Raw genomic sequence first — 26772 nt, 5'->3', positions numbered from 1 at the left:
GGCATGGATGCCGAGTCGAGCCGGCCGCAGGCTGACTGCCCGGAGGTGAACGCAGTGCGCAGCACCGGTTGCCCGCGAAAAACCGGATTGTTAAGGGGCGGGCCCCTTAACACGTTCACAGTCTGTGAAGCCACATTGACCACACCACTTCAGGTGAACGGAACAATCACACCAGCCTGGGTGAACGGAACTTTCACCGAACCAGCATCAGTGCAAAGTGAACGGAACTTTCACCGAACCAGCATCAGTGCAAAGTGAACGGAACTTTCACCGAACCAGCATCAGTGCAAAGTGAACGGAACTTTCACCAAACCAACATCAGCGCAAAGTGAACGGAACTTTCACCACACCGGCATCAGCGCAAAGTGAACGACACTCTCACCACCACACCCCCACCTTAAACCCCTGCTAACTAAATTCCTGTTGCAATCCTGCACCTGACAAGCGAGCCTTTATTCAGACCGCCCGTGCTTGCAAGGAGAGTAGTATGCGTTACCCCGTTCAGGTTTATACCGGCACCATCAAGGATTACCCCGGCAGCCGCCCCAGTGCGATTGCCAAATACCAGCGTGAAGGTGAACTATTACTGACTCCTTTGGGCCTGGAAGGCGATAGCCAGGCAGAGGTAGGTATTCATGGTGGTCCAGACCGTGCGCTGTGCCACTACCCCCGGGAACATTATGAAGCCTGGGCTCAAGCCTTCCCGGAACAGGCCGGTTTGTTTGCGCCACCGGCACTGGGCGAAAACCTTTCCACCATCGGGCTGACTGAGCGCAATGTGCACATTGGCGATATTTTTTGCTGGGGTGATACGCTGATCCAGGTCACGCAGCCCCGTTCGCCTTGTTTTAAGCTGAACTTTCACTTCGGCATTAGCGATTTTTCCCGGCAAATTCAGGAAACCGGGCGCTGTGGCTGGTTGTATCGTGTGGTCAGCCCTGGGAAAGTGTATACGGATAAGCCGCTGGAGCTGGTCTCTCGCGTGAGTGATATCTCGGTCTACCAGGCCGCAGCTATTGCCTGGCATATGCCGTTCGATGATGAACAGTACCACCTGTTGCTAAGTGCTGCCGGGTTGGCCGCCTCCTGGACGAACACCCTGCAAAAACGCCGCCTGACAGGAAAGATTGAAGACTTCTCGCGCCGTTTGTGGGGTAAGAAAAGCTGAAGTCAGTGGGGTGTGTTGTAGCTGATAAGCGCCCAGTGCGGGCGCTTTGGAAAAGGCAGCATATCAGGCGGCATCCGGGTGGTGGGGCACACTACTGAGCGTATGGCGAATTTCTGCACTGGCCTGCACCAGTGAATCGCGGCTGATATCCTTGACGGTGTTGGCGCCAGTCAGTGTCATGGCAACCCGCATCTCTTTTTCAATCAACTGCAACAGGTTTGCCACACCCGCTTCGCCGTGGGTTGCCAGCGCATAGAGATAAGCGCGCCCCAGCAAGGTACTGTCGGCACCCAGCGCAATCATGCGCACTACATCCAGCCCACTGCGAATGCCGCTGTCGGCCAGAATAGTGATATCCCCTTTTACCGCATCGGCAATGGCGGGCAGGGCGCGGGCTGAAGAGAGCACGCCATCCAGTTGGCGGCCACCATGGTTAGAAACCACAATACCGTCGGCACCAAAACGCACTGCGTCGCGGGCATCGTCCGGGTCGAGAATCCCTTTGATAACCATGGGGCCATCCCAGAACTCACGGATCCACTCCAGGTCTTTCCAGCAAATTGACGGGTCGAAATTTTTTGCCAGCCAGCCAATATAATCTTCCAGGCCCGTGGGTTTGCCCAAATAAGCGGAAATATTCCCTAAATCATGAGGGCGACCAAACAAGCCGACATCCCACGACCAGGACGGGTGTGTTACCGCCTGCCAGTAGCGGCGCAATGCAGCATGGGGGCCGCTCATACCTGAGTGGGCATCACGGTAGCGCGCGCCAGGTGTTGGCATATCTACGGTGAACACCAGTGTGGTGCAGCCTGCCGCTTTGGCGCGCTCAAGTGCGTTACGCATAAAGCCGCGGTCTTTTAACACATATAACTGGAACCACATTGGCCGGTTAATCGCAGGGGTGACTTCTTCAATAGGGCACACTGAAACGGTAGAAAGCGTAAACGGAATGCCGTGTGCCGCTGCCGCGCGCGCAGCCTGAACTTCGCCACGCCGGGCATACATGCCACACAAGCCCACCGGGCCAAGGGCAACCGGCATACTGAGGGTTTCGTTGAACAGTTTCGTTTCAAGGCTCAGTTCAGCCATATTGTTCAGTACCCGCTGGCGCAGGGCGACATCCGATAAGTCTGTGACATTACGTTTGAGTGTGTGTTCGGCATAGGCCCCACCATCAATATAGTGAAACAGAAATGGGGGTAGTTTGCGTTGCGCGGCGGCGCGATAGTCGCTGGCGGCAGAAATAATCATGCTTCATTCTCCCTGGGATAATCAGTGTCGGAATCAGGCAGGCGGGTAACCCGTGCCTGGCGGGCTTCGTCCTCATCCAGTCGTTTGATGGTGGTATGCACGAAACCTAAATGGTGAGTGGCGGCTTTGCGTGCAGCTTCCGCGTCACCCTGCAGAATGGCGTCCAGCATCATCTGATGCTGCTCTGTTAACTGGGCGAAAATCGGCGGGTGGGTGTACATCCGCTGGCGGCTTTGCATCACCGAAGATTGCAGTAAATCGAAAAAGCCCCGCATGGTTTGCAACAACACCACGTTGTGTGAAGCCTCTGCCACGGCAAGGTGAAAGCGCAGGTCTGCCTGGGCCGCAAGATTTGGGTCATCGCTCTCTTTAAATTGTAGCGTGGCGTCAAAACAGTATTGCAGGCGTTCTTTATCGGCAGGGGTTGCCCGCATTGCAGCGTGCCATGCGGTACTGGCTTCAATGGCGTAACGGGCTTCCAGAATATCGTAACGGTAGTCCGGGTCATCGGCCATCAGGTGGCGAATGGGTTGCACAATACGTTGCTCTGACCAGGGCTCTAACTGGTAGCGAATAAAGGTACCGCCTCCGCGTCTGCTTAACAGCAGGCCTTCACTAATCAGCATTTGCAGTGCTTCGCGCAGAGAATTGCGCGAAACACCCAGTTCAACAGCCAGTTGGCGTTCTGCGGGCAAACGCATGCCCGCTTCCAGTTTGTGTTCACGAATATAACCGCGCAGGCGTTCAACCAGTTGCTCGGCGCGGCGGGGTAAAACTAACGTCATGGAATCATCCAGGTTAAGACATAAGCCTGCAGTGTGGTAATCACGCCCACCATGCAGGTGAAAATCAGGCTGTGTTTCACTGTGAAACGGAACAGGTCCGCTTCTTTTCCTACCAGGCCCACCGCTGCACAGGCAATGGCGATGGATTGTGGCGAGATCATCTTGCCCGTGACACCGCCAGTGGTATTGGCGGTAACCATTAACAAGTCAGAGACGCCAATTTGCTGGGCTGCTGTTGCCTGTAATGCGGCAAACAGGGCATTGGATGAGGTATCTGAACCTGTCAGGAACACACCAAGCCAGCCTAAAAAGGGTGAGAAGAAGGTGAAGGCTGGCCCGGTATGGGCGAGTGCCAGCGCCAGGGTGGATGACAAGCCTGAATAATTGGAGATAAACGCGAAAGCCAGCACCATCCCAATGGAATAAATCGGGAGCAGCAAGTCGCGCACGGTTTCATTGAAAGTCGCCAGTGCTGCACGTGGCTTCATTTTCAGCCAAATAATAGAGAGCAACGCGGCGAACAGAATGGCAGTACCGGTGGCAGACAGGTAGTCAAATTTAAACACCGCCGGGTATGGGGTGCTGCTGGCCACAACGGGCGGCATACGTGCCACCAGATTATCCAGGAACGGGACAGAAACTTTGACCACCCAATGCGCCAGTGCGCCATCGGCTGCAAACAGGGCTTTAAAGGGTGGAATGCTCCACAGTGTTACGGTCGCGGTTAAAAACAGAAACGGGGTCCAGGCGCGAATCACCTGGCCGCGAGTGTAATTCTTGCGAGCCAGTGTCTGGTCGACAACAGCGGCAGACACATCGCCAAAACGGAAAATACGGGCAGGTTTCCAGCGGCGTAAAAACAGCGTCAGGCACACCAGTGATACTAGTGAAGAGATGATATCCGGCAATTCCGGGCCCAGCAGGTTAGAGCTCAGGAACTGGGCAACAGCAAATGACCCACCAGCCACCACAACTGCAGGCCAGGTCTCTTTAATACCGCGCCAGCCATCCATAATCGCCATAATCCAGAACAACACGATAATGGTCAGGAAGGGTAACTGGCGGCCCACCATCTGGCCAATATGGAAACTGTCCAGCCCGGTTACCTGGCCGGCAACCAGAATCGGAATGCCCATCGCGCCAAAGGCTACCGGGGCTGTGTTAACAATCAGGCACAGGCCTGCCGCATACAGTGGGTTAAACCCCAGCCCAACCAGCAGTGCCGCGGTAATGGCAACGGGCGCGCCAAACCCAGCAGCACCTTCCAGAAATGCACCGAAGGAGAAACCCACAATCAGCATTTGCAGGCGCTGGTCTGGTGTGATGGAGAGAATCGAAGCACGGATAATATCAAACTGGCCTGTTTTTTCAGAAATACGGTATACAAATACCGCGGCAATAATTATCCAGGCAATTGGCCACAAGCCATAGAAGAAGCCATATCCCACTGAGGCAAGTGCCCGGTCAACGGGCATCCGGTAGAAAAACAGTGCTACGAGTAAGGCAATCACCACAGTGAATGTTGCTGCCTGGTAGCCTTTCATTTTGAGTTTTATCAGGGCGAAGAAGAAAAACAGAATCGGCAGCGCGGCTATCAGGCTGGACAGCCAGATATTGCCTGCGGGGTCGTAGTTCTGATGCCAGAGATGCATAGCAGGTGTCTCCCGGGAACCCTTTTGTTGCCTTCAGGCTTGCGCTTACCCAGTGATGCTGGTTACGCTTTTTGTAAAAGTGGTCCCACCAATGTAGGGTTGTAGGTTAAATGCCAATAAATAGTTAACCTTGTGTTAACGAAAAGCAACGCTATTGCGACAGTTTTTTGGCTTATGTGAAGAGAGGAGAAAATTCAGGGAGGATTGGTAGGACCAAATAGCCCACTCCATGCAGGACCGAGTGGGCAGATAACTCAGAATTCAGTGCGGGAGAAACCGGTCATCGCTTTCAGGCCCATTTCACGGCCAAGTGCCGTCATTGGGTGCACAACCACCAGGCCTCGGGCACTTTTTTTGAGTTTGCCCATATCAGCCTGTTCTTTTTTGGTGATTTCACGGCGAAACGGCATACCCAGTAATTTCTGTGCTTCTTTGCTCAGCTTTTGGTTAACCACCTGGTGTAACCGGGCTATTTCGGTTTCCAGTGTCTCTTTTTCTGCCGCCAGTTCACTGTATTTCTCAGCATCGTTGACCAGAGAAAGGCTGGCCTGCTGGTGGTTAATGGCGTCGAGGCGGTCGCTCAGGCGCTTGATTTCATTTTTTTCTACATCTTTCATGTTGCTTACTCAGGGCTGTCTGGTTTGTGGCAAGAATACACTATTTCCGCACACACTGCCTGCTATGGCGCAAGGGAACGGGAGAACGGTGAAGTGGTGCGGCGTAGTTGGGCCGCAAAGAGATTACTTTTTTTGAAAGGCCTTTTTCAGGCTGATGGTGGAGATAAGCTCAGTTAACGACAGCACCATGGTGGAGCGCACCATTTGCTGGTAACGCTGGCGTTGCATGGCCAGCAGGCTGGCATCGGCACCTTCCAGTAACACTGGCGCGGGAGGCAGTGCGGCAACACAGTGTAACTGACCAAACGGACCGAGAATTTCGTCATCAGTAAAACTATACTCATTGCCATCGTGGTTCAGCTCTTCACGCAGGGCAATAAGCAGTTCGCAGTCTTCATACTCCAGGCGGTTCAGTACACCCAGACCATAAATCAGCTTTAACCGTACCGCGAGATCACCCAGCGGGCCATCGCCATGCAGCAAAGGTTCCACCGCGTATTTCACAGCATAATCGTCTTTGCGAAAGACCTGGAGTACCAGAATATTGACAGCGTCCGTTAATAACTCTACGGCCGCTATCAAGAAACTTCTTACGGTTTTGCCAGCATTCAGACGCTCAAGCACACGGTTTTCAAATGCCTGTGGTTCTTCCATCTTTGCCTGCATACCTGACAATTTTCCAGGGCGCGTGACCGCGCCCATTATTTCATCTTCAGGCGTTAAATGCGGCGACGATATCATTGGCGACATCGCTGTTCGCATCGAGCCCGGAAACGTCTGCCAGGGCAGCGCGTGGGCCTTTTTCCGCCAGTAATTTTGCCAATTCCTGAGCTTGCGGGTCCTGTTCACTGTGGTAGTGCATTGCGGCTGCAATACCTTTCACCAGGTTCGGGTGGGGCAAACCATATTCCATCGTTCCCAGCAACGGTTTGATCAGGCGGTCACCCGCACTTAATTTACGCAATGGCTGGCGGCCAACACGTTCCACATCATCTTTCAGATACGGGTTCTCAAAACGACCAAGGATTTTCTGGATATAGGCTGCGTGTTTCTCTGCATCAAAGCCGTAACGCTTGATGAGCACCGCGCCGCTCTCTTCCATTGCGCCTTTCACAACAGCGCGGATTGCCGGGTCAAGAATGGCATCACGAATAGTCTGGTGACCCGCCATTTGACCAAGGTACGCGGTTATAGCATGCCCGGTGTTCAGCGTGAAGAGCTTACGTTCAACAAATGCCATCAGGTTATCAGTTAACTCCATTCCTTTGATGGCAGGCAGCTCACCAACGAATTGGGTTTTGTCCACAATCCATTCGCTGAAGGTTTCAACTGTGACTTCCAGTGGGTCATTGGTGGCTTCGGAAGGGGGAACAATGCGGTCCACGGCAGAGTCAACAAAGCCGATGTGACTTTCTACCCAGGCTTTGTCCTCATCACCCAGCGCATTGAATACATGGCCTTTCAACTGTGTGGTGCCACGCACCATGTTTTCACAGGCAATAATGTTGAGCGGGGCGGCGTTCCCCTGGGTTTTACGTAACACCAGGCCTTTAGCGATAGCCGGTGCGATACGCTCCAGTATTTGTGGGCCTACCGCGGTAGTCACCAGGTCCACACTGGCAATCAGTTTCACCACATCGTCACCGATGCTACTGACGGCATCCACACCGGTAACGGTATCGATTTGCTTTTGTTCGCCAACAACATGCACCTGGTAGCTGTTGCGTGCGTTTAATGCATCCAGTACTACCTGGTTAACATCTGCGAATGTCAGGCTGATACCGGCATCTGCCAGAAGTTTGCCGATAAAGCCACGACCGATATTACCTGCGCCGAAATGTAATGCTTTCATGTGTAAACCTTCTCTAAATTATGGCTCCCGAAGAGGGCTAAGGTGAGTTACGTGGAACAAGCATCGCCTCACCGTAACCCTCTCCTGTAAAGGAGAGGGGAGATACGTTTTATTGCCACCGTAGCGTAACGCCACTTCAGGCTATTATGGTGCTTTGTGCTGGCGAAGGGGTGTGCCATAGCCAGCGGTGCATCTGTTGCGCGTTTACCTGGTGTTGGCTGTTGCGCGATGCGTACTGTATGCGGCGGCGAACCACCGCATACGAGTATTACGCAGCCTGTTTGCCAGACAGCAGATCCAATACTTCCTGGACACTGGTGGTGGCAGCAAGGCGCTCAATCACACTCTCATCATCCAGTGCGTTGGTGAGGCTGGTGATAACCTGAATGTGCTCGTTATTGCGGGCAGCAATACCGATAACCAGACGGGCGATATCATCTTCTTCTTCACCAAAACGTACACCTTCCGGATACTGGCAGAATACCACGCCGGTTTTCAACACGCGGTCTTTGGCTTCTACTGTACCGTGCGGCACCGCGATAGATTCGCCCAGGTAAGTCGGGGTCAGTTTTTCACGATCCAGCATGGCTTCAACGTACTCTGGCTGGACATAGCCCCCTTTCACCAGTTGTTCACCGGCAAAACGAATGGCTTCTTCTTTGGTGGCAGCTTTGCGGCCAAGGAACACGTTGTCGGCACCCAGGCGGAACAGACTTTCTTCACTGGAGGTGAAGCTGTCTTCCAGGCTGTGCATCACTTTGGTTTCTTTCTCACTCAGATTCTGGGATTCCAGCAAGCGGTCAGTGAGGTTGGCATACAGGCTGCTGTCCAGGAAGTTGGTCAGTGAAATATGCTGTGCCTGAGGAGCCTGGCGCATAGCGCGCTCTGTCAGGTCACGGTGCGTAATCACAATATCAACATCGTCTGGCAGGCTGTTGATTGCACAGTTGGTTACAGAAATATGGTTCAGGCCGGCATTCTGCACTTTTTTACGCAGCACGCCCGCACCCATTGCGCTGGAACCCATACCGGCGTCACAGGCAACAATGATTTTGCGTACATGGCTCAGGTCGTTGCTCAGGCCTGCACCCACAGCCTGCGGTGCGCCAGCACCTTTGGACTGTGCTTTCATATCATGCATACGTGCAGTTGCTGCTTCCAGGTCGTCTTCTTCTTTAACTTTGCTGGTTTTCAGCAAAATAGAAGCAACGACGAAGGAAACTGCCATGGCGGCGAAAATCGCAGCAATGTTAGCGAAGTATGCGCCTTTCGGAGTCATTGCCAGTACCGCCAGGATAGAACCCGGAGATGCCGGAGAAACCAGGCCGCCGTGCAGCACGGTCAGAGTAAACACGCCAGTCATACCACCGAGGATAACAGCCAGCAGCAGACGCGGGTTCATCAGAACATACGGGAAGTAAATTTCGTGGATACCACCCAGGAAGTGGATGATAGCCGCACCGCCAGCAGACTGTTTGGCACTACCGCGGCCGAAGAACATGTACGCCAGCAGGATACCCATACCCGGGCCCGGGTTGGCTTCAATCAGGAAGAAGATAGATTTCCCGATTTCATGAGATTGCTGGATACCCAACGGTGAGAAGATACCGTGGTTGATGGCGTTGTTGAGGAACAGGATTTTTGCCGGTTCAACAAAGATGGACGCCAGCGGCAGCATGTCGTGTACGACCATGAAGTTAACGCCCGCCGCCAGCACTTTAGACAGCACTTCAACAGCCGGGCCAATGCCGAGGAACGCCAGCATTGCCAGTAACATACCAATGATACCGGCAGAGAAGTTGTTCACCAGCATTTCGAAGCCGGAACGAACCTTACCATCTACCCAACCATCGAATTTTTTAATGCAGTAACCGCCCAACGGGCCGGCAATCATTGCACCAAGGAACATCGGAATATCGGCGCCAACAATCACGCCCATGGTGGTAATTGCACCCACCACGCCACCACGCTCATTACCTACCAAACGGCCACCGGTGTAACCAATCAACAATGGCAACAGGTAGGAGATCATTGGCCCTACCAGTTTTGCCATCGTTTCGTTAGGCAGCCAGCCTGTTGGAATAAACAACGCAGTGATAATACCCCAGGCGATAAATGCGCCAATGTTCGGCATTACCATATTGCTGAGAAAACGACCAAAGCTTTGCACCTTGATCTTGATATCGGATGACATAGAACACCCCTTCTTCTGTTTACGCGCTGGGATTCAACCCGGGTTTTATTGTTAACTGTGTCGGCAGAGGTAAGCGCCGAATTGATTCAGTGACGCGAATCTGGCACTTAACCGTGAATCTGTCCAGTCGGCCTGGATTTGTGTGATCAATATCACTATTTTCATAGGATTTCATGGGGTTATTGAGTGATCTTGATCACAAAATATCAGTGTAAAAAAAGCACAATGGGGATAAATTACGCAAAAGCGGCATGTAAATGTGATGTTAATCACATTTTAACATCCTATGTTTGTTTGTATTTTGTGATGCTGATCACAATCTATTTCTTGCGGTTTTTCCTGATTGTGATCAATAGCAACCTTGTAGTAGGGCCTCTCGGTGCTGGGTGAAAGTAAATTACATGTTAAATTTTTTCTGCAGGGCATGCCGTGCTGCAGGGGAATAGCGTATGATTTGAGATAACGCTCACTTTTCATGATGTACTGGCATTTCACAATGCTCATTCACTGATGAGGGTTCTGCGCATGAAACTGGTCGGGAGTTACACAAGCCCTTTTGTTCGAAAAATATCGGTGCTGTTGCTGGAGAAAGGCATAGCCTTCGACTTTGTCAATGACTCGCCCTGGAATGAAAATAACCATGTTGCGCAGTCTAACCCACTAGGGAAAGTACCCGTTCTGATAGCTGATGACGGTGCCTGCTGGTATGACTCACCGGTTATTGCTTCTTTTCTGGAGCTTACCCAAGGCGTGCCAGCCAGCATTCCATCAGACCCGTATGCGGCTTTGCAGGTACGCCAGCTCGAAGCACTGGCCGACGGTGTAATGGATGCCGCTATTCTTTCTTTTCGTGAACAGCAACGCCCGGCGGCGCACCAACTGGAAAGTGAACTGGTGCGCCAGCGGGAAAAAATATTGCGTGGGCTGGATGCACTTGATGACGCCGCAAAAAATGGGGCATTCAATACGCAACAACTGGATGTCGCCACTATTGCTGTGGGTTGTGCGATGGGCTACCTGAATTTTCGCCGTATCGCTCCCGGCTGGTGTGTGGACCGCCCGCATCTGGTTAAATTAGTAGAGCAACTCTTTCAGCGTGACAGTTTTGCCCGCACAGAACCGCGCGTCGCTTGATCTCCGCTCAGGAAACCGGGGCAATCCCCCGGTACACTTTACTTTTGTCTTTTCAATGGCACTGAACACACTATGACTCAGGATCACCGTCAGTTATTCAGCCAGATTCCGGCTATTGACCGCTTACTCCATGACCCGCAGATTATTCCGCTGGTGCAACAGTTTGGGCACACGCAAGTGGTGAATGCACTGCGTGAACGGGTACAGCAGGCCCGGCAATCCATTATTCAGGATCAGGTGTTACCTGCCTGGACACAAAATTGGTCCACTGCCGTGGCGCAACACCTGGAGCAAGCAGGCAGGCCAGCTATTCGCCGCGTATTTAACCTGACAGGCACGGTGTTGCACACCAACCTGGGGCGAGCTTTACAGGCTGAAGCGGCGGTACATGCCGTGTGCGATGCCATGCGCTACCCGGTAACTCTGGAATACAGCCTGGATGGTGCGGGCCGTGGGCACCGTGACCAGGCGGTGGCCGGTTTGCTCTGCCAGCTCACAGGCGCGGAAGATGCCTGCGTGGTGAATAATAACGCTGCAGCGGTGCTACTTATGCTGGCGGCGACCGCCGCAGGAAAAGAAGTGGTGGTGTCCCGTGGGGAGTTGGTCGAAATCGGCGGGGCTTTCCGTATCCCCGACGTTATGCGCCAGGCCGGATGTCAGTTGGTGGAAGTTGGGACAACCAACCGCACCCACTGCAAGGATTACCGCCAGGCTGTGACAGAAAACACCGCATTATTAATGAAAGTGCACACCAGTAACTACCAGGTAATGGGCTTTACTGCCAGTGTGAGTGAAGCGGAACTGGTGGCAGAAGCACAGGAGTACGGTATTCCGGTAGTAACTGACTTGGGCAGTGGTTCGCTGGTGGATATGCGTACTTGCGGTTTACCGCCAGAGCCAATGCCGCAACAACTGATTGCCGATGGGGTGAGCCTGGTGAGTTTCTCCGGTGATAAACTGCTCGGCGGGCCACAGGCCGGAATTATTGTCGGTAAGAAAGAACTGATTGCAAAAATCCAGCAACACCCACTTAAACGCGCCTTGCGTGCCGATAAAATGACCCTCGCTGCACTGGAAGCTACCCTGCGTTTGTATCTGCAACCCGAAACGCTGTTCGAGAATTTACCTACCTTGCGTTTGCTGCACCGTGACGCCGCGGCGATTCATGAACAAGCGCAGCGCTTGTTGCCTGCACTGGCGGCTCATTACAGCCCGGCGTTTACTGTGGCGGTGCAGCCTTGCCTGTCTCAGCCCGGCAGTGGTGCTTTGCCAGTCGATTCCCTGCCCAGTGCGGCACTGACTTTCACCCCGATTTCCGGGCAAGGCAGTGAGCTGGAAGCACTGGCTGCACGCTGGCGTGGGTTACCGGTGCCGGTGATTGGGCGCATTGCCGGTGGTGGGCTGTGGCTGGATTTACGTTGCCTGGAAGATGAAGCAGGATTACTGGAGATGTTACTGCAATGATTATTGCCACTGCGGGCCATGTTGACCATGGGAAAACCTCGCTGATTCAGGCGTTGACTGGGGTGAATGCAGACCGTCTGCCTGAAGAAAAACAGCGCGGCATGACAATAGACCTGGGTTTTGCCTACTGGCCGCAACCCGATGGCCGTGTGATTGGGTTTATTGATGTGCCGGGCCACGAAAAATTTCTGGCGAATATGCTGGCAGGTGTGGGCGGTATCGACCATGCCTTGCTGGTAGTTGCCTGCGATGATGGCGTAATGGCGCAAACCCGGGAGCACCTGGCAATTTTACAACTGACCGGGCAACCAGATTTAACCGTTGTGCTGACGAAATCAGACCGGGTCAGTGCTGAGCGTATTGAAGAAGTGCGTGAAAGTGTGCACCACTTGCTGTTGGCTTACGGCTGGCACGAAGCACAGTTTTTTGTTACTTCGGTGTCTGATGGTACCGGCATTGATGCGTTACGTGAGCATTTACTGGCTTGTGAAGAACAGTCTCACCGCACGGCCTGGCGTTTTCGCCTGGCCATCGACCGGGCGTTTACCGTGAAAGGTGCCGGGTTGGTCGTCACGGGCACTGCGTTATCGGGCACGGTACAAGTGGGTGATACGTTGTGGCTGGCAGGCGCAGATAAACCCATGCGTGTACGTGGGCTGCATGCACAAAACCAGCCGGTGCAACAAGCTACTGCCGGGCAACGTATTGCGCTGAACCTGAGTGGCGACGCGCAGAAAGCAGATATCAGCCGCGGCGACTGGTTATTGGAAAATAGCCCGCCCAGCCCGGGCGCTGAGCGTGTCATTGTTACGCTGAAGCGCCACAGCCCATTGCAACAGTGGCAGCCACTGCATATTTACCATGGAGCCAGCCATATCACCGGGCGGGTTTCGATACTGGAAGATGACCTGGCCGAACTGGTGCTCGACACACCGCTATTGCTGGCAGACAACGATGACCTGGTGTTGCGGGACATCAGCGCCCGGCAAACTCTGGCTGGTGCGCGCGTTGTGCTGCTTAATTCGCCCAAACGTGGTAAGCGCCAGCCTGAATTTCTTGCCTGGCTGAAGCAACTGGCTCGCTGCGAGGACGACGAATCCGTACTGAGGTGCCACCTGCAACGCCATGCTGTTTCACTGGCTGATTTCGCCTGGGCGCGGCAATTGCGCGAGCCTGAGATTACCCAACTGGCACAAGGTACGGCCTTGTGCGTGGAAGGACAGGCTGTGGGTGCCGGGCTTGCCCGCCGCTGGCAGGAAAAACTGCTGGCAACGCTTGCCGAATACCACCAAAACCATGACGACCAGCCCGGCCCCGGGCGTGAGCGTTTGCGCCGTATGGCACTGCCTGCAGAGCATGAAGGTTTGGTGCTGGGGCTGATTGAACAACTACGCCAGCAAGGCGAAGTAGTCAGCCGCCAGGGTTGGCTGCATTTACCGGGGCATGAACCTGGGTTTTCTCCGGCAGCCGAAGCTATTTGGCACAAGGTGGAAGGGTTGTTTGCTGACGACCCCTGGTGGGTGCGCGACCTGGCAAAAAAAGCGGGCGAGGATGAACAAACCATGCGCCAGGTATTGCGCCAGGCGGCACAATTCGGGCTGATCACAGCGATTGTAAAAGATCGTTACTATCGGCAGGAGCGTATTCAGCAGTTTGCTGATCTGATCCGTGCGCTTGACCCTGAAAACGGATCAACCAGTGCAGCGGATTTCCGCGATCAACTGGGCATTGGCCGCAAACTGGCAGTGCAAATCCTGGAATATTTCGACCGTACCGGTTTCACCCGCCGCCGGGGCAACGACCACTTGCTGCGTGACAGGAATTTGTTTCAGGCGTCTCTCACCAACTAATTTCCTCTCTCATATCACCAACCCACGGAATTTTTCCGTGGGAATTTTAGGACTGATTCCACGCAATTTCGGTTAAATTCCACCCGGTTTTCTGTGATGATTACGCCCAATTAACAACATGGAAAATAAGGGAATTATGAAATGGATATTCGTGAGCAGATCATGAGTACTATTGCTGCCTGTAAAGAAGCAGCAGCGGTACCAACCGGGTGCAAAGCCTGTGAGCGCAAAGGTATACCTATTTTTCCACTGCGTGTGGCCGCTGTACCAAAAGGCCTGGTGTCATCAAACTGGTCCCCGCCTGTTCTTCCTCAGCCAGTTGAGTTATCTGGGGGCGAATTTAAGTATGCCTTGCGGACATTGCGCATGGGTTTTTTGTATGTCCTGCTCGATAAATGCGCCTGGCAGGGGTATGAGGTAACAGCAGACTGCTGCATGCGCTATTTCAACCCCTATGATTCCCGCCCTTCTAACTGTGTTGAGCCCTTGTCACCACGGTGCCACACCATAAACCACGACATCAAAACCCGCTTTATCCACATCGATAACAGTTTGTTTAGTGAGGTCTGGCTGGCATTCAGTAGTGATCCATGGAGTAAAGAGGTGTTGGAAGACTATAAAAGTGGCCGCCTGCCGAGTGACCGTTTTACAAAGCTGACGGTGTCCAAAGACGGCAAAGTACAGGCTGAAGGTGGCCTGGTTGTGGACAGCTCACTCAGTGCACTGACAAACAATGTGGCAGAGTTTGCGACGGATTTTTTCCCTAATGTCGGCAGGGTAGGAGATAAAGTGACAGGGGGCGCTCATGGTTTTCATTCCCTGAAAAATAGAGAAAAACTCACCTGGATGGGGAAGTACATCAGTGCGTTGGGGTCTCAATACCGTTGTGAAGTCATGGCCGTCCCCATGAACGATCCGGTAGGTATCGTGGAAGAGCTGAACATTGGCCGGCTACATATTTCCGAAGTTCGCGATGTTTATCTGCAACAACCAGGCGTTTTTCATCAGGCGCTGGTATCCAACGCGATAGATGAGACGATGAAATCAATACGGAAAAATGCAGAGGCGAACAGCCAACCTCTGTTTGAACGGCCATCGTCTGGCTACCCCATGACATTTACCCAGACCAAAACCCAGCAGCAGATGGCTGATGACGCCATTGCCCGGCAATACAGCCGCCTGCAGCAAAGCTATGATGAAGAAAAACGTGCTCAGTTCCAGCAGGAACATGACGGAATCATGGGTAGTTTCAGCCAGAAGATTGAAGCTATTGGTAAAGATTTAGCTGCCTGGTACCGCAATACCCGCTGGCTGGCGGTTATTAATAATGATTACTCCCCTGATATCAGTACAGACAGTTGGGTCTGCCAGTTTGCGACTGTTGCCGCCTGTATTCAGGGGGGCGCAATGGACAGCTCAACAAGCGATGTATGGATTGAGTGGCTTGAAGATAAGAGTGGCACGGCACCTGCTTACTTAGGCATGACAGGCTTGCATCCTTCTGCTATTGCACAAATCTTGAGTGCCTCACCAGACAACCCATTCGATGCTTACGGGCATTTGAAAACAGTACTGGGTTCCAGAGAACTGGCCAGAGCTATGGAGTCTAAATCAGTTCAGGCATTATGGGTTTCCAGAATGGCAGCGCTTACCAGTAGTTCCATAAAGCTGTCTAAAAGTCTTAGCCAAGAGGCTCATGATCGTTATAGCAAGATGCTACAGGCAGGTATGTATAACTCTACAGGGAAAACCATCACTTTATTTGAAGCCAAAACCACCGTTGGCAAATTGCAGGAGATGATTCGCAGAAATGTAAATGCGATAAATGCTGCTTCTGCTGCAGTGAACTCCCAGGTATTGACCGGGGAATTACAGCGTTCTGCCAGCAAGGTAACGACTTCAACTACCGGTTATATCATGGGGTTTACTGATCCACATGATTTGGCGCGCGAAGTCACCGTGCGTATGAGCACCCTGAGAACACCAGAAGAACTGCGTGCTGCCATGGTAAGCACACCGGCATCGGGCCGGGTTCCTTCCACCATGACGATGCCGGGTAACCCCTTGGCGCAAAGCCATTATTCAAATGTCGTGGTATCTGATGTTTCTCTGCATGGCCAGGGCCAGCAACACCGCATGGTTGGCCATCTGAGCAGCGAGATGATTGACACGATTCTGGACGAAAATGCCCGGCGTTTTGCTGGCGGGCAGGCCATTGGGCTGGTGCTCTCGTTTTTTATGTTCGCCTTTCAGACACACAACTTGCGCAATAATTTAACCAGCCTGAACACGGCTTTTGGCGACCAACAATCAGCGCAATTCAAAGCTATCGCCAATGGGTTGATGATGATGGGGGCGGCCAGTGAAGTCGCTGGCTTTGGCCGGGTGCTGATGAATAAAAAAAGCTGGGCGATACTGAGCCCCAACTATGTGCATCCATTGGTGAGGATGGGCGGCATTTTTGCTGGGGTGGGAGCGGTAATAGAAGGGGGAGGGTTATATTTCAAAAGTGAATTGGTAGGGAAGTCGGGAGATAAAGATGCTTCTGAACGATTTCGAGAGGCTAGTTATTTAACTGTTGGGGGAGGAATTATTGCTGCTATTTCCGGATACTATGGAAGCACAGCTATCTTTGGCCCTGTCGGTATTGCCGCTCTGTTCGTTATTACCGGGGCGCTTATTACCCTGGAGGCAGAAAGTCAGCGTAGTAACCCACTGGAAGTCTGGCTACGGCGTTGCTGTTTTGGCCGCCCGCGGGGCAGCGATTATCGCTGGCATGCCCGCAGTGATCAGGATATGGCAGAGTGCATGGCCGCCTTTTACGCCATCGTCAAAGGTATGGTGGCAGAAGTGGGGTTTCGCGGGCTGCATGTTAACCAATATGGGGAACATCTCACCCGGCTGCAGGTCCGGCTGTTACTGCCTGGGGGGAGTGAAGAGCACTCTGCCTGGCAGGTTAACCTGGTGGCGAAAGAAAAAACCGGGCACGAGGTGGTTATGTTCACAGAAACCCACAACGTTCCAGACCAGACGAATACACGCCAGGCCGGGGGGATCCACCAGGATGGGGTATACCGGCGCAATCCTGGGAAAAATGGCCTGGCAATAGAAATACATTTGTGGGTGAACCCCGGGCGTTACCAACAGGCAATTCTGCGGGTGGCGTACTGGCCACATAAATATAACCTGCATGATCAGTTAGGGCTGGTTGTGGAAGCATAGTGATTACTCAATATGGCATACAGGAGGGAACCATGAGCCAGAAATCGCCGTCACGCCAGCGTCGCCGTAAGGCGCACCAACAACCACCAGGCCCGCCACCTGCCGCGCGGCCACCTTATACCCTCTATGACCCGGGCTTTTCGCGGTTAAAACCCCAGTCTGAGTGCTGGGAAGAAGACCTGCCGGAGCCGGGTGAGCCGCCAATGGCATCCCCCCGGCTGATCCGGCTCAGCGAGCTGAATGATACCTGGATGGAGATCCCCCGTTATGAGGATAGAATTTCCTGGTGGGGACTTTGGTTAATGCTACCGCTATCAATTTTACCGATCCCCTTCATTTATCGTGATATGACTCATCCTGAGTTTAATCCCAGCTTTAGTTTGATTATGTTGCTTTTCTTGAGTATTTCCTTACACCTATTTCGTGCCGTGATGTTTGCCCCCCGGGGCACGCCTGTCCGGCTTAACCGTAAGCGGCAGAAAGTGTATGTCTACGAGCATAAACGGGGCTGGCCCTGGTTCCCCTGGCGCACCACCATCAAAGTGTTTGACTGGGCGGATGTGCGCGGCGAACTGATACGGCGCAGCGATATCTATGCCTCGGGTTATGAGCTGTCCTGCGCAGTCTGTAAACCCGGTACTTACGAGGTGGTGGACCGGTTTTCACTGAATTTTCAGGGTGGCAGTATTCCGCTGAAAAGTGTGTGGAGCCACTGCTGCATGTACATGCAGGGCAGAAGAGTACCGGCAACACCGGTTATCAGGCATGTGCCGGCGAGCTGGACGCCGGTAAACACCATCCGCTGGCCAGAAGCGCTGGACCGCGAATCCACCACGGCACCGGGTGAATAACCGGCCGCCACAAATTGTCACCACAGGGATATTTCAGCATTAACCGGAGGGAACCATGAGCCAGAAATCGCCGTCACGCCAGCGTCGCCGTAAGGCGCACCAACCACCACCAGGCCCGCCACCTGCCGCGCGGCCACCTTATACCCTCTATGACCCGGGCTTTTCGCGGTTAAAACCTCAGTCTGAGTACTGGGAAGAAGACCTGCCGGAGCCGGGTGAGCCGCCAATGGCATCCCCCCGGCTGATCCGGCTCAGCGAGCTGAATGATACCTGGATGGAGATCCCCCGTTATGAGGATAGAATTTCCTGGTGGGGAGCATGGGTATTGCTTCCAGTATGTTTTGCGCTGATATGGTTTTTTCTTGACCTTATGATTAACTTCAGTGCAGAACCGAGTTTTGGTCTTATCATTTTTTTGGCATTTAGCTTTGGACTCTATCTTTTCCGAATGGCAGTGTTTGCCCCCCGGGGAAAACCTGTCCGGCTTAACCGTAAGCGGCAGAAAGTGTATGTCTACGAGCATAAACGGGGCTGGCCCTGGTTCCCCTGGCGTACCACCATCAAAGTGTTTGACTGGGCGGATGTGCGCGGCGAACTGATACGGCGCAGTGATATCTATGCTTCGGGTTATGAGCTGTCCTGCGCAGTCTGTAAACCCGGTACTTACGAGGTGGTGGACCGGTTTTCACTGAATTTTCAGGGTGGCAGTATTCCGCTGAAAAGTGTGTGGAGCCACTGCTGCATGTACATGCAGGGCAGAAGAGTACCGGCAACGCCGGTTATCAGGCATGTGCCGGCGAGCTGGACGCCGGTAAACACCATCCGCTGGCCAGAAGCGCTGGACCGCGAATCCACCACGGCACCGGGTGAATAACCGGCCGCCACAAGTTGTCACCACAGGGATATTTCAGCATTAACCGGAGGGAACCATGAGCCAGAAATCGCCGTCACGCCAGCGTCGCCGTAAAGCGCACCAACCACCACCAGGCCCGCCACCTGCTGCGCGGCCACCTTATACCCTCTATGACCCGGGCTTTTCGCGGTTAAAACCCCAGTCTGAGTGCTGGGAAGAAGACCTGCCGGAGCCGGGTGAGCAGCCAATGGCATCCCCCCGGCTGATCCGGCTCAGCGAGCTGAATGATACCTGGATGGAGATCCCCCGTTATGAGGATAGAATTTCCTGGTGGGGGGCATGGGTGCTACTACCAGTATCCTTGGCCCCAATATTTTATGCTCTATATATCTCGATTCAGTTTGGACCAAACTCTAGTTTTATATTTCTTTTTTTTGTTTTTTCTAGTATCGCATTATATATGTTCCGAATGGCCGTGTTTGCCCCCCGGGGCACGCCTGTCAGGCTTAACCGTAAGCGTCAAAAAGTGTATGTCTACGAGCATAAACGGGGCTGGCCCTGGTTCCCCTGGCGCACCACCATCAAAGTGTTTGACTGGGCGGATGTGCGCGGCGAACTGATACGGCGCAGCGATATCTATGCCTCGGGTTATGAACTGTCCTGCGCAGTCTGTAAACCCGGTACTTACGAGGTGGTGGACCGGTTTTCACTGAATTTTCAGGCTGGCAGTATTCCGCTGAAAAGTGTGTGGAGCCACTGCTGCATGTACATGCAGGGCAGAAGAGTACCGGCAACACCGGTTATCAGGCATGTGCCGGCGAGCTGGACGCCGGTAAACACCATCCGCTGGCCAGAAGCGCTGGACCGCGAATCCACCACGGCACCGGGTGAATAACCGGCCGCCACAAATTGTCACCACAGGGATATTTCAGCATTAACCGGAGGGAACCATGAGCCAGAAATCGCCGTCACGCCAGCGTCGCCGTAAGGCGCACCAACCACCACCAGGCCCGCCACCTGCTGCGCGGCCACCTTATACCCTCTATGACCCGGGCTTTTCGCGGTTAAAACCCCAGTCTGAGTACTGGGAAGAAGACCTGCCGGAGCCGGGTGAGCCGCCAATGGCATCCCCCCGGCTGATCCGGCTCAGCGAGCTGAATGATACCTGGATGGAGATCCCCCGTTATGAGGATAGAATTTCCTGGTGGGGGGCATGGCTGATGCTTCCTGTCTCCTTAATTCCTATCCCTTTTATTTACACATATGCGAGATTGCCAGAATTTGATAATCAGACCAGTTTAGGTTTTATGGTTGCTATCTTCATTTTTTTTAGCATCGCGTTATATCACTTCCGAATGGCAGTGTTTGCCCCCCGGGGAAAACCTGTCCGGCTTAACCGTAAGCGGCAGAAAGTGTATGTCTACGAGCATAAACGGGGCTGGCCCTGGTTCCCCTGGCGTACCACCATCAAAGTGTTTGACTGGGCGGATGTGCGCGGCGAACTGATACGGCGCAGTGATATCTATGCCTCGGGTTATGAGCTGTCCTGCGCAGTCTGTAAACCCGGTACTTACGAGGTGGTGGACCGGTTTTCACTGAATTTTCAGGGTGGCAGTATTCCGCTGAAAAGTGTGTGGAGCCACTGCTGCATGTACATGCAGGGCAGAAGAGTACCGGCAACGCCGGTTATCAGGCATGTGCCGGCGAGCTGGACGCCGGTAAACACCATCCGCTGGCCAGAAGCGCTGGACCGCGAATCCACCACGGCACCGGGTGAATAACCGGCCGCCACAAATTGTCACCACAGGGATATTTCAGCATTAACCGGAGGGAACCATGAGCAAGATAACTAAGGGGCAGAAAAAGCGCCTTAAGCCATACAGTGATCCAAACCGGAAACCTAACACATTATTTGACCCAGGGTTTTCGCGATTAAAACCGTCACTTGATTATTGGGAAGAGGACCTTCCGGATCCACGGGGTGAGATCCAGGATATCCCATGGGTTGTTCAGGTGGATGAGTTGAATGAAACATGGATGGAGCTGCCTCGTTACCAAACAAAAACCTGCCCGCGAGGTTTGTGTATTGCATTTTCTCTTATAGCCATTCCACTGTCAGGAATATTATGGCAACTAATCGGCACGGACTATAACCCCTTCGTGATGGTGGTGATGCTCGCTACGTTGGTTATTGTTGTATTTAACACGCGCACCATGGCCTTTCCTCTCAGGAGTACACCTGTCAGGTTCAACCGTAAACGCCAGAAAGTCTATATCTATGAATATGAGAATGATCATGATCTTACACGGATTTCAGGCCCTTCGACTATCCGGGTAGTTGACTGGGCAGATGTGCAAGGGGAACTGGTGTACCGGCAGGGGATTTTTTTCTCGGGTTATGAGCTTTCTTGTGCAATCTGTAAACCAAGAACCTTTCATGTAGTTGAACGTTTCCCGTTGAGATATCAGGGAGAAAAACATGAACTCCACCGTTTCTGGAGCTACTGCTGTTACTACATGCAAGGAAACGAATTACTGTATACGCAAGAGATACCCTCGGTAACACGCAAAGTGAAACCTATGGATAATATTCACTGGCCGGAAGATATGGAAAGAGAATCCACTACCGCACCAGACAATGAATGTTGAACCAAACAAAACCCCGCCAGCCAGTGCCTGCGGGGTTTTTATTGCGGCAATATTGCATAATCACGTACAAAATCACGCCGGGCCGGGAGCCTCATTTACCCAGACACGCATTTCCCCTTCGCCACGGTTAGCCCAGGCGAACCAGGGGATGAAGGTCAGTGTTTGGGGAACGGGTGTGGCCGGGTGTGCATCATAGCGCCACAGGGCCTGTTTCTCGGGTTGATTTGCCTGGTAGCGCAGCCCTTCAGCCTGCAAAAGCACTTTATGCGCCAGGCTCGCAGTGCCATCCAGCAGGCGCGGTACGGCGTTTTCTGGTAACCACAGGTTATGTAGTTGCGCGCCGTTATCCGCTTCCTCCAGGCAATACACGACTGGCCCGCGTTGCAGGGCAACTTTCCCGGCCTGGTGGCGCACCAGTGGGTTGCCGTACACACGCCGCACAGGCATGGGCAACGTAAGGCACAGCGTGTCGCCTTCCCGCCAGGTGCGTTGCAGGTGCAGGTAGCCGCGCACGACATCGCCCTGAACCGGTTGGCCGTTATGTGTTACTGAAGGTGACGGGCACCAGTCTGGCAGGCGCAAAGCAAGAGTATGCTTGACCGGTTCTGGAGATAACACAGACAAGGTTACCTGTTCATCCCACGGGTAGTTGCCGCTCATACGCAAGCGCAGCGCTCCTTCACCTGCAACCAGCTCTGCCTCATTGCCCACGTATAAATTCACATACAGCGCATCGCTGCGTGGTGTGTAGATATAATGGCCCAGCGAGGTTAACAGGCGGGCGATATTCGGCGGGCAACAGGCACATCCGAACCAGCGTTGGCGCACGGGTTTAATATGGTCGTAAACATGGTTAAACGGCACCGCTTTAGGTTGTACTTCCAGCGGGTTTACATAGAAAAAGTGTTTGCCATCCAGCGCCATACCGCCCAGCACCGTGTTATACAGCGCCCTCTCCATGGCATCGCCATACTGGCTGTCGGCTTCCATTTCCACCATCCGGCGGGCAAACATCATCAGGCCGATAGACGCACAGCTTTCGGCATAGACTGTATCGTTAGGTAAGTCGTAATCGCTGCTGAATGCTTCACCGCTGGACTGGGAACCAATACCGCCAGTGATATACATCTGGCGCTGTGCCATATCTTGCCACAGGCGCAGGCAGGACTGGCGCAGGGTTTCATCTTCACTCAGGCGCGCCAGGTGCGCGACACCGGTCATCAGGTAGACAAAGCGTACGGCGTGGCCGGTTGCCTGGTTTTGTTCCACCAGGGGAAGGTGCGCCTGGCTGTAGGCTTTATCTTTTACCATCCACGCCGGGCCATAGGTATGCCAGTACGATGTTTTGCCGCGCTTTTCATACTCTTCATCGTAATAGTGCGGTGACTGGCCGCGCTGAGTAACAAAAAAATGAGTCAACGCACGGTAGCGGGGCTCCTGGGTGACATCGAACAGGCGCATTAACGCCAGTTCAATTTCCGGGTGCCCTGGGTAACCTTGTAACTGGTTTTCGCCTGGGCCAAACACATGGTCGATATGGTCAGCAAGGCGGCAGACCACATCCAACAGGCGGCGCTTGCCTGTGGCCTGAAAGAAAGCCACGCCTGCTTCAATCATATGCCCGGCGCAATATAACTCATGGCATTCCGCCAGGTTAGTCCAGCGCTGTTCCGGCGCTTTGACGGTGAACCAGGTATTCAGGTAGCCATCTTCGCACTGGGCGGCGGCAACCAGTTCAATCACGCCATCGGCAATCTTTTCCAGCTCAGCATCGGGTTTTTGGCACAAAGACCAGGCAACGGCCTCCAGCCACTTAGCGACATCGCTGTCCTGAAACACCATGCCGTAAAACTCGCCGGTTTGTTGGCCTGCCGCAATGCGAAAGTTTTCAATAGCGTGGCTGGGTTCGGTATCCGGAATTCGGTCGTTCAGGGCATCCCACTGGTAAGGGATAACCACGTCACGTACCAGGCGCTGGTACTGGCCCAAAAACGTGTCCGTAATCTTCAGGCGGTGTAAATCGACATCAAAAACAACATGCTGAGTCATAACAACCTCTTCAGGATGTGTGTACATGGCGTTGGCGTAAATCGGTTGCGATAGTCGCCATCATGGGGTTATTGAGGCGGCACTTGCGCAGGGCGAGAGCCAGTAACAGGTGAAAAGCGGCGGGTAGCAGGCTTTCAAGGGCAGTAATGCCTTGCAGTGAGGCGGCAGTCTGGTTTTCCATGCCGGGTTTGTAAGCCACAAAAATAAACACCAGGCTGATGATACCGGCACTGGCAGCCCAGGCCAGCTTGATGAAAAACAGGTTGAAAGCGAAGTTCATACCCGAAGAACGCACACCGGTTTTCCACTCGCCGTAGTCATCGGCAAACGCCATGATGGAAAAGTGCAGGGGAAGCGTGAAACCAAGAATAATACCGTTACTGAGAATAATACCGAGCCACAATGTCTGCCATTGTGGGCCGGTGGGCAGAAACCACATGCCAGCGGCACAGGCGGCCAGCACCAGGTTGGTGTAGTAGTAGAGTTTTACGGTATCAATACGGCGGGCAAGTGGGTTCACCAGAATGGCACCGAGAATAGACGCCAGGGTCACCATAGTGAAAAACAGTGAAGCAAACGCGGCGCTGCCGTGCAGGACATAGGTAATAAAATACATATAGCCGCCGCCGCGCAGGTTAAACACGTTGATAAGCAGGAATGACATCACCAGCATCAGTAATAACTGGTCGTTTTTGCGTAAACCGGCCAGGTGTTCCCGCAGGCTGAATTTGCCCATCAACGCCAGTGGTACACGCTCACGCACCCAGAAAAAGCAGCACAGGAACATCACCACCGCAATACCACACAGCAGGCCCACACCGAGCTGGTAACCTTTGGCTGCATTGCCCTGGCCCAGTTCGGCAACCAGCCACGGCAGCCCGACGGACACCAGAAAACCTGCCACGCCGCACAGAATAAAGCGCCAGGACTGGCAAGAAATCACTTCATCATGGCGGGTGGTCATGGTGTTGATAAGCGCGCAGTACGGCACGTTAATGGCGGTGTAACCGACAGACAGCATAAGATAAGTGCCGAATGCCCAGGCGATTTTCATTGTCATGCTGACATCCGGTACGGTGAACGTCAGCACCCCAATAATGCCGATGGGCAGGGCAACCCACAGTTGCCACGGGCGGAAGCGGCCCCAGCGGCTTTGTGTGCGGTCTGCCAACACGCCCATAATGGGGTCGGAAACTGCATCGAACACCCGCAGGCCAATAAATAATGTGCCAACAATTGCCGGAGTCAGGCCGAAGACATCAGTGTAGAAAAAAGTCAGGAAGTTCATGATAAGGCAGGTAATAACTGTCCCGCCCGCATCACCCAGGCCATAACCGATTTTTTCCCGCAGGGATAATTTCGTGTCAGTGCGCTGAGTGACAATGTCTGTTTGTGATATAGGGGTAGAGGTCATGGTTAACGCCTCGCAGTTTTGCGTTGTCTGTACCCGAAACGAAACCGCTAATAAGCCGGGTTTTGGTTGTTGTTTGCGCAAACACTTTTTATTTTGCACAAGGTTTCATGACCAACAAGACAAGAGAAAAGTATAAAAAGATGACGATTCCGACCTGGTGAAAATTTTGTGAAGAGGATCGATTCTTGAGAAAAATAAACGCTGCTGACAGCGACGCCCTGCATAATCAGGTGTAATGCAGTAAGTGAGTGGTTATTTATATGATTGATTTTAATCTTTCTTTCCCTTTGTCTGTACAAAATGGTGGCGTGTTTATTTCCCGTGGAATAGGGATTCACCCGGAAAGAACGCTGACTTCCTGGGAAGTGATTTTTGTGGAAAAAGGGACACTTACGATTAAGGAAGACCACAAGGTTTTTGAGGTTGGCGAAGGTGAAAGCCTGGTGTTGTACCCGCACCGCCGTCACCAGGGCGTTGGCGTGTTTCCGCCTGATTTAAAATTCTATTGGGTGCATTTCGATGTCCATGATGTACCTGCTTCTGTAGGATTGCCTCAGGCAAAAATCTCGCTGCCTCAACACAGCCAGGTCCCCGACCCAGAACAAGTGATGACATTATTCCGCCAGTTTCTCACCGAGCAGGAAAATATCACCCGCAGTTGTGCTCTGGAATTGTTATTACTGCTGATTTTGCAAAAAATCTCACTGACAGCGCCAATCAGTGATGCGCAAACCCGCAGTGGCACTGCGCTTGCCTGGCGTGCACAACAGTGCATCCGTACCCAGTATCACCAGGCTATTTCCACTTCATCGCTGGCGCAAAACCTGCACTGTAGTGCTGATTATTTAGGGCGGGTTTACCGGCGCGTGTTTCACCTGACGATTACTGATGCTATCCACCGCCAGCGGGTGGTTGCCGCGCAAAAACTCCTGCTCAGTGATTCGTTAGCGCTGGTGGAGGTAGCTACACGTTGTGGGTTTCAGGATGTGGGGTATTTCCGGCAAATTTTTCGTAAGCAAACCGGCCTTACACCTGCAGCCTGGAAGCGCCGTTACTGCAAAGAACATATCAATTCAGACTGATTTTCCGGTATTCAGGCAATTGCCCGAATTTCACAGCCATTCTCAGTAAATCATGCCTTTACCTTGTGGGATCAAAGCAGTTGGCCGCCGGTTCCCTTAGGCTGTTACTTCCGCGTCTGGCGGGTAACGCATTATTAAGGGAAATCTCATGCACCGTTTTATTCTGGCCGATGCCACCAAATGTATTGGTTGCCGTACCTGTGAAGTGGCCTGTGCCGTTTCTCACCAGGCGCAGGCAGATTGCGCAGCGCTGTCGCCCGGTACGTTTCAGGCGCGGTTGCAGGTGGAGAAAACCGCACATGTATCAGTGCCAGTGATGTGCCGGCAGTGTGAAGATGCTCCCTGTGCCCGCGTTTGCCCGACAGGAGCACTGGCTCGCGGTGCGGATTATGTTACGGTTACTCAGGCGGCGTGTATTGGCTGCAAAACCTGCATGGTGGTGTGCCCTTACGGCGCGATACGCATTGCTACGGGCGGGGAGAGCCAAGCGCACCCACAAGTATTGAAATGTGATTTATGCCAGGGACGTGATGCCGGGCCTGCCTGTGTGGACGCTTGCCCAACGGGGGCGTTACGGTGTGTAAGTGGTGAAGCGTTGGAAGCGTTAACCCGCCAGCGCCGTTTGCAGGCAGCCGCCAGCCCTTTGCACTTGTAAGTGCGGCACTGGCGGTTGCTCCAGGTG

General features: G+C 53.3%; 21 protein-coding genes. 12 read left to right on the top strand and 9 right to left on the bottom strand.

Annotated features, from left to right (window positions below):
• Positions 1-487: 487 nt before the first annotated feature.
• Positions 488-1168 (top strand): 6-hydroxyaminopurine reductase, encoded by a 681-nt coding sequence (yiiM, locus tag LC084_RS18310; RefSeq protein WP_226572680.1) that lies wholly within the window; start codon positions 488-490, stop codon positions 1166-1168.
• A gap of 63 nt (positions 1169-1231) precedes the next feature.
• On the opposite strand, the gene lldD is transcribed toward yiiM, so the two are convergent.
• From lldD to LC084_RS18275, 7 genes are all read right to left on the bottom strand, one after another.
• Positions 1232-2422, bottom strand: coding sequence for an FMN-dependent L-lactate dehydrogenase LldD (gene lldD, locus LC084_RS18305; protein WP_226572678.1), 1191 nt, complete (start codon positions 2420-2422; stop codon positions 1232-1234).
• The gene (gene lldR, locus LC084_RS18300; RefSeq protein ID WP_226572675.1) at positions 2419-3207 is read right to left on the bottom strand and encodes a transcriptional regulator LldR; all 789 of its coding nucleotides are present in this window, start codon (positions 3205-3207) and stop codon (positions 2419-2421) included. The genes lldD and lldR overlap by 4 nt, the downstream gene beginning before the upstream one ends.
• The gene (gene lldP / locus LC084_RS18295) at positions 3204-4859 is read right to left on the bottom strand and encodes an L-lactate permease (RefSeq protein WP_226572673.1); all 1656 of its coding nucleotides are present in this window, start codon (positions 4857-4859) and stop codon (positions 3204-3206) included. The genes lldR and lldP overlap by 4 nt, the downstream gene beginning before the upstream one ends.
• Before the next feature lie 254 nt (positions 4860-5113).
• Complete coding sequence (locus LC084_RS18290) at positions 5114-5476, bottom strand: YibL family ribosome-associated protein (protein WP_110026901.1); 363 nt, start codon at positions 5474-5476, stop codon at positions 5114-5116.
• Between the two features lie 123 nt (positions 5477-5599).
• Positions 5600-6178 (bottom strand): mannitol operon repressor MtlR, encoded by a 579-nt coding sequence (mtlR, locus tag LC084_RS18285; protein ID WP_226572672.1) that lies wholly within the window; start codon positions 6176-6178, stop codon positions 5600-5602.
• Positions 6179-6188: 10 nt separating this feature from the next.
• Positions 6189-7328 (bottom strand): mannitol-1-phosphate 5-dehydrogenase, encoded by a 1140-nt coding sequence (gene mtlD, locus LC084_RS18280; protein WP_226572671.1) that lies wholly within the window; start codon positions 7326-7328, stop codon positions 6189-6191.
• A gap of 268 nt (positions 7329-7596) precedes the next feature.
• Positions 7597-9522 (bottom strand): PTS mannitol transporter subunit IICBA, encoded by a 1926-nt coding sequence (locus tag LC084_RS18275; RefSeq protein ID WP_226572670.1) that lies wholly within the window; start codon positions 9520-9522, stop codon positions 7597-7599.
• A gap of 525 nt (positions 9523-10047) precedes the next feature.
• Between LC084_RS18275 and LC084_RS18270 the strand changes: the two genes are divergently transcribed.
• The 9 genes from LC084_RS18270 to LC084_RS18230 all read left to right on the top strand — a co-directional run bounded on the left by LC084_RS18270 (position 10048) and on the right by LC084_RS18230 (position 21545).
• A complete protein-coding gene (locus LC084_RS18270) occupies positions 10048-10656 on the top strand; it encodes a glutathione S-transferase (RefSeq protein ID WP_226572669.1) in 609 nt (202 codons plus the stop codon).
• 72 nt (positions 10657-10728) lie between these two features.
• Positions 10729-12120, top strand: coding sequence for an L-seryl-tRNA(Sec) selenium transferase (gene selA, locus LC084_RS18265; RefSeq protein WP_226572668.1), 1392 nt, complete (start codon positions 10729-10731; stop codon positions 12118-12120).
• Positions 12117-13970, top strand: a complete 1854-nt coding sequence (gene selB / locus LC084_RS18260; RefSeq protein ID WP_226572666.1) for a selenocysteine-specific translation elongation factor — start codon at positions 12117-12119, stop codon at positions 13968-13970. Before selA ends, selB begins: the two co-directional genes overlap by 4 nt.
• Before the next feature lie 162 nt (positions 13971-14132).
• Complete coding sequence (locus tag LC084_RS18255) at positions 14133-17192, top strand: T6SS effector BTH_I2691 family protein (protein WP_226572665.1); 3060 nt, start codon at positions 14133-14135, stop codon at positions 17190-17192.
• Between the two features lie 32 nt (positions 17193-17224).
• Positions 17225-18043: a DUF6708 domain-containing protein gene (locus tag LC084_RS18250; protein WP_226572663.1), complete on the top strand. Its 819-nt coding sequence runs from the start codon at positions 17225-17227 to the stop codon at positions 18041-18043.
• A 55-nt stretch (positions 18044-18098) separates the two neighbouring features.
• Complete coding sequence (locus LC084_RS18245) at positions 18099-18917, top strand: DUF6708 domain-containing protein (protein ID WP_226572660.1); 819 nt, start codon at positions 18099-18101, stop codon at positions 18915-18917.
• 55 nt (positions 18918-18972) lie between these two features.
• Positions 18973-19791 (top strand): Vps55 family protein, encoded by an 819-nt coding sequence (locus LC084_RS18240; protein ID WP_226572658.1) that lies wholly within the window; start codon positions 18973-18975, stop codon positions 19789-19791.
• A gap of 55 nt (positions 19792-19846) precedes the next feature.
• The gene (locus LC084_RS18235) at positions 19847-20677 is read left to right on the top strand and encodes a DUF6708 domain-containing protein (protein ID WP_226572656.1); all 831 of its coding nucleotides are present in this window, start codon (positions 19847-19849) and stop codon (positions 20675-20677) included.
• Between the two features lie 55 nt (positions 20678-20732).
• Entirely contained in the window at positions 20733-21545 is an 813-nt protein-coding gene (locus tag LC084_RS18230; protein WP_226572653.1) for a DUF6708 domain-containing protein, read from the top strand.
• Between the two features lie 72 nt (positions 21546-21617).
• Here the strand turns inward: LC084_RS18230 and LC084_RS18225 are convergent, their stop codons facing one another.
• Complete coding sequence (locus tag LC084_RS18225) at positions 21618-23594, bottom strand: glycoside hydrolase family 127 protein (protein ID WP_226572650.1); 1977 nt, start codon at positions 23592-23594, stop codon at positions 21618-21620.
• Positions 23595-23604: 10 nt separating this feature from the next.
• Positions 23605-25008, bottom strand: coding sequence for an MFS transporter (locus LC084_RS18220; protein WP_226572647.1), 1404 nt, complete (start codon positions 25006-25008; stop codon positions 23605-23607).
• A gap of 260 nt (positions 25009-25268) precedes the next feature.
• On the opposite strand from LC084_RS18220, the gene LC084_RS18215 reads away from it, so the two are divergent.
• On the top strand, positions 25269-26090 hold the full coding sequence (locus tag LC084_RS18215) for a helix-turn-helix domain-containing protein (RefSeq protein ID WP_226572645.1): 822 nt from the start codon (positions 25269-25271) through the stop codon (positions 26088-26090).
• Between the two features lie 148 nt (positions 26091-26238).
• The gene (locus LC084_RS18210; RefSeq protein ID WP_226572643.1) at positions 26239-26745 is read left to right on the top strand and encodes a 4Fe-4S binding protein; all 507 of its coding nucleotides are present in this window, start codon (positions 26239-26241) and stop codon (positions 26743-26745) included.
• Positions 26746-26772 lie beyond the last annotated feature (27 nt).

It is taken from the genome of Mangrovibacter yixingensis, assembly GCF_020523985.1.
Lineage (GTDB): Bacteria > Pseudomonadota > Gammaproteobacteria > Enterobacterales > Enterobacteriaceae > Mangrovibacter > Mangrovibacter yixingensis.
This window is presented reverse-complemented; position numbering and strand designations above follow the sequence as displayed.

Bases quoted from the DNA above. Each gene is read 5' to 3' on its own strand.
- LC084_RS18215 (WP_226572645.1), top strand. From the start codon at position 25,269: ATGATTGATTTTAATCTTTCTTTCCCTTTGTCTGTACAAAATGGTGGC.
- LC084_RS18240 (WP_226572658.1), top strand. From the start codon at position 18,973: ATGAGCCAGAAATCGCCGTCACGCCAGCGTCGCCGTAAAGCGCACCAA.
- LC084_RS18230 (WP_226572653.1), top strand. From the start codon at position 20,733: ATGAGCAAGATAACTAAGGGGCAGAAAAAGCGCCTTAAGCCATACAGT.
- lldP (WP_226572673.1), bottom strand. From the start codon at position 4,859: ATGCATCTCTGGCATCAGAACTACGACCCCGCAGGCAATATCTGGCTG.
- lldD (WP_226572678.1), bottom strand. From the start codon at position 2,422: ATGATTATTTCTGCCGCCAGCGACTATCGCGCCGCCGCGCAACGCAAA.
- lldR (WP_226572675.1), bottom strand. From the start codon at position 3,207: ATGACGTTAGTTTTACCCCGCCGCGCCGAGCAACTGGTTGAACGCCTG.
- LC084_RS18290 (WP_110026901.1), bottom strand. From the start codon at position 5,476: ATGAAAGATGTAGAAAAAAATGAAATCAAGCGCCTGAGCGACCGCCTC.
- LC084_RS18255 (WP_226572665.1), top strand. From the start codon at position 14,133: ATGAGTACTATTGCTGCCTGTAAAGAAGCAGCAGCGGTACCAACCGGG.
- LC084_RS18220 (WP_226572647.1), bottom strand. From the start codon at position 25,008: ATGACCTCTACCCCTATATCACAAACAGACATTGTCACTCAGCGCACT.
- selB (WP_226572666.1), top strand. From the start codon at position 12,117: ATGATTATTGCCACTGCGGGCCATGTTGACCATGGGAAAACCTCGCTG.
- LC084_RS18275 (WP_226572670.1), bottom strand. From the start codon at position 9,522: ATGTCATCCGATATCAAGATCAAGGTGCAAAGCTTTGGTCGTTTTCTC.
- LC084_RS18235 (WP_226572656.1), top strand. From the start codon at position 19,847: ATGAGCCAGAAATCGCCGTCACGCCAGCGTCGCCGTAAGGCGCACCAA.
- LC084_RS18210 (WP_226572643.1), top strand. From the start codon at position 26,239: ATGCACCGTTTTATTCTGGCCGATGCCACCAAATGTATTGGTTGCCGT.
- LC084_RS18250 (WP_226572663.1), top strand. From the start codon at position 17,225: ATGAGCCAGAAATCGCCGTCACGCCAGCGTCGCCGTAAGGCGCACCAA.
- LC084_RS18270 (WP_226572669.1), top strand. From the start codon at position 10,048: ATGAAACTGGTCGGGAGTTACACAAGCCCTTTTGTTCGAAAAATATCG.
- yiiM (WP_226572680.1), top strand. From the start codon at position 488: ATGCGTTACCCCGTTCAGGTTTATACCGGCACCATCAAGGATTACCCC.
- mtlR (WP_226572672.1), bottom strand. From the start codon at position 6,178: ATGGGCGCGGTCACGCGCCCTGGAAAATTGTCAGGTATGCAGGCAAAG.
- LC084_RS18225 (WP_226572650.1), bottom strand. From the start codon at position 23,594: ATGACTCAGCATGTTGTTTTTGATGTCGATTTACACCGCCTGAAGATT.
- LC084_RS18245 (WP_226572660.1), top strand. From the start codon at position 18,099: ATGAGCCAGAAATCGCCGTCACGCCAGCGTCGCCGTAAGGCGCACCAA.
- selA (WP_226572668.1), top strand. From the start codon at position 10,729: ATGACTCAGGATCACCGTCAGTTATTCAGCCAGATTCCGGCTATTGAC.
- mtlD (WP_226572671.1), bottom strand. From the start codon at position 7,328: ATGAAAGCATTACATTTCGGCGCAGGTAATATCGGTCGTGGCTTTATC.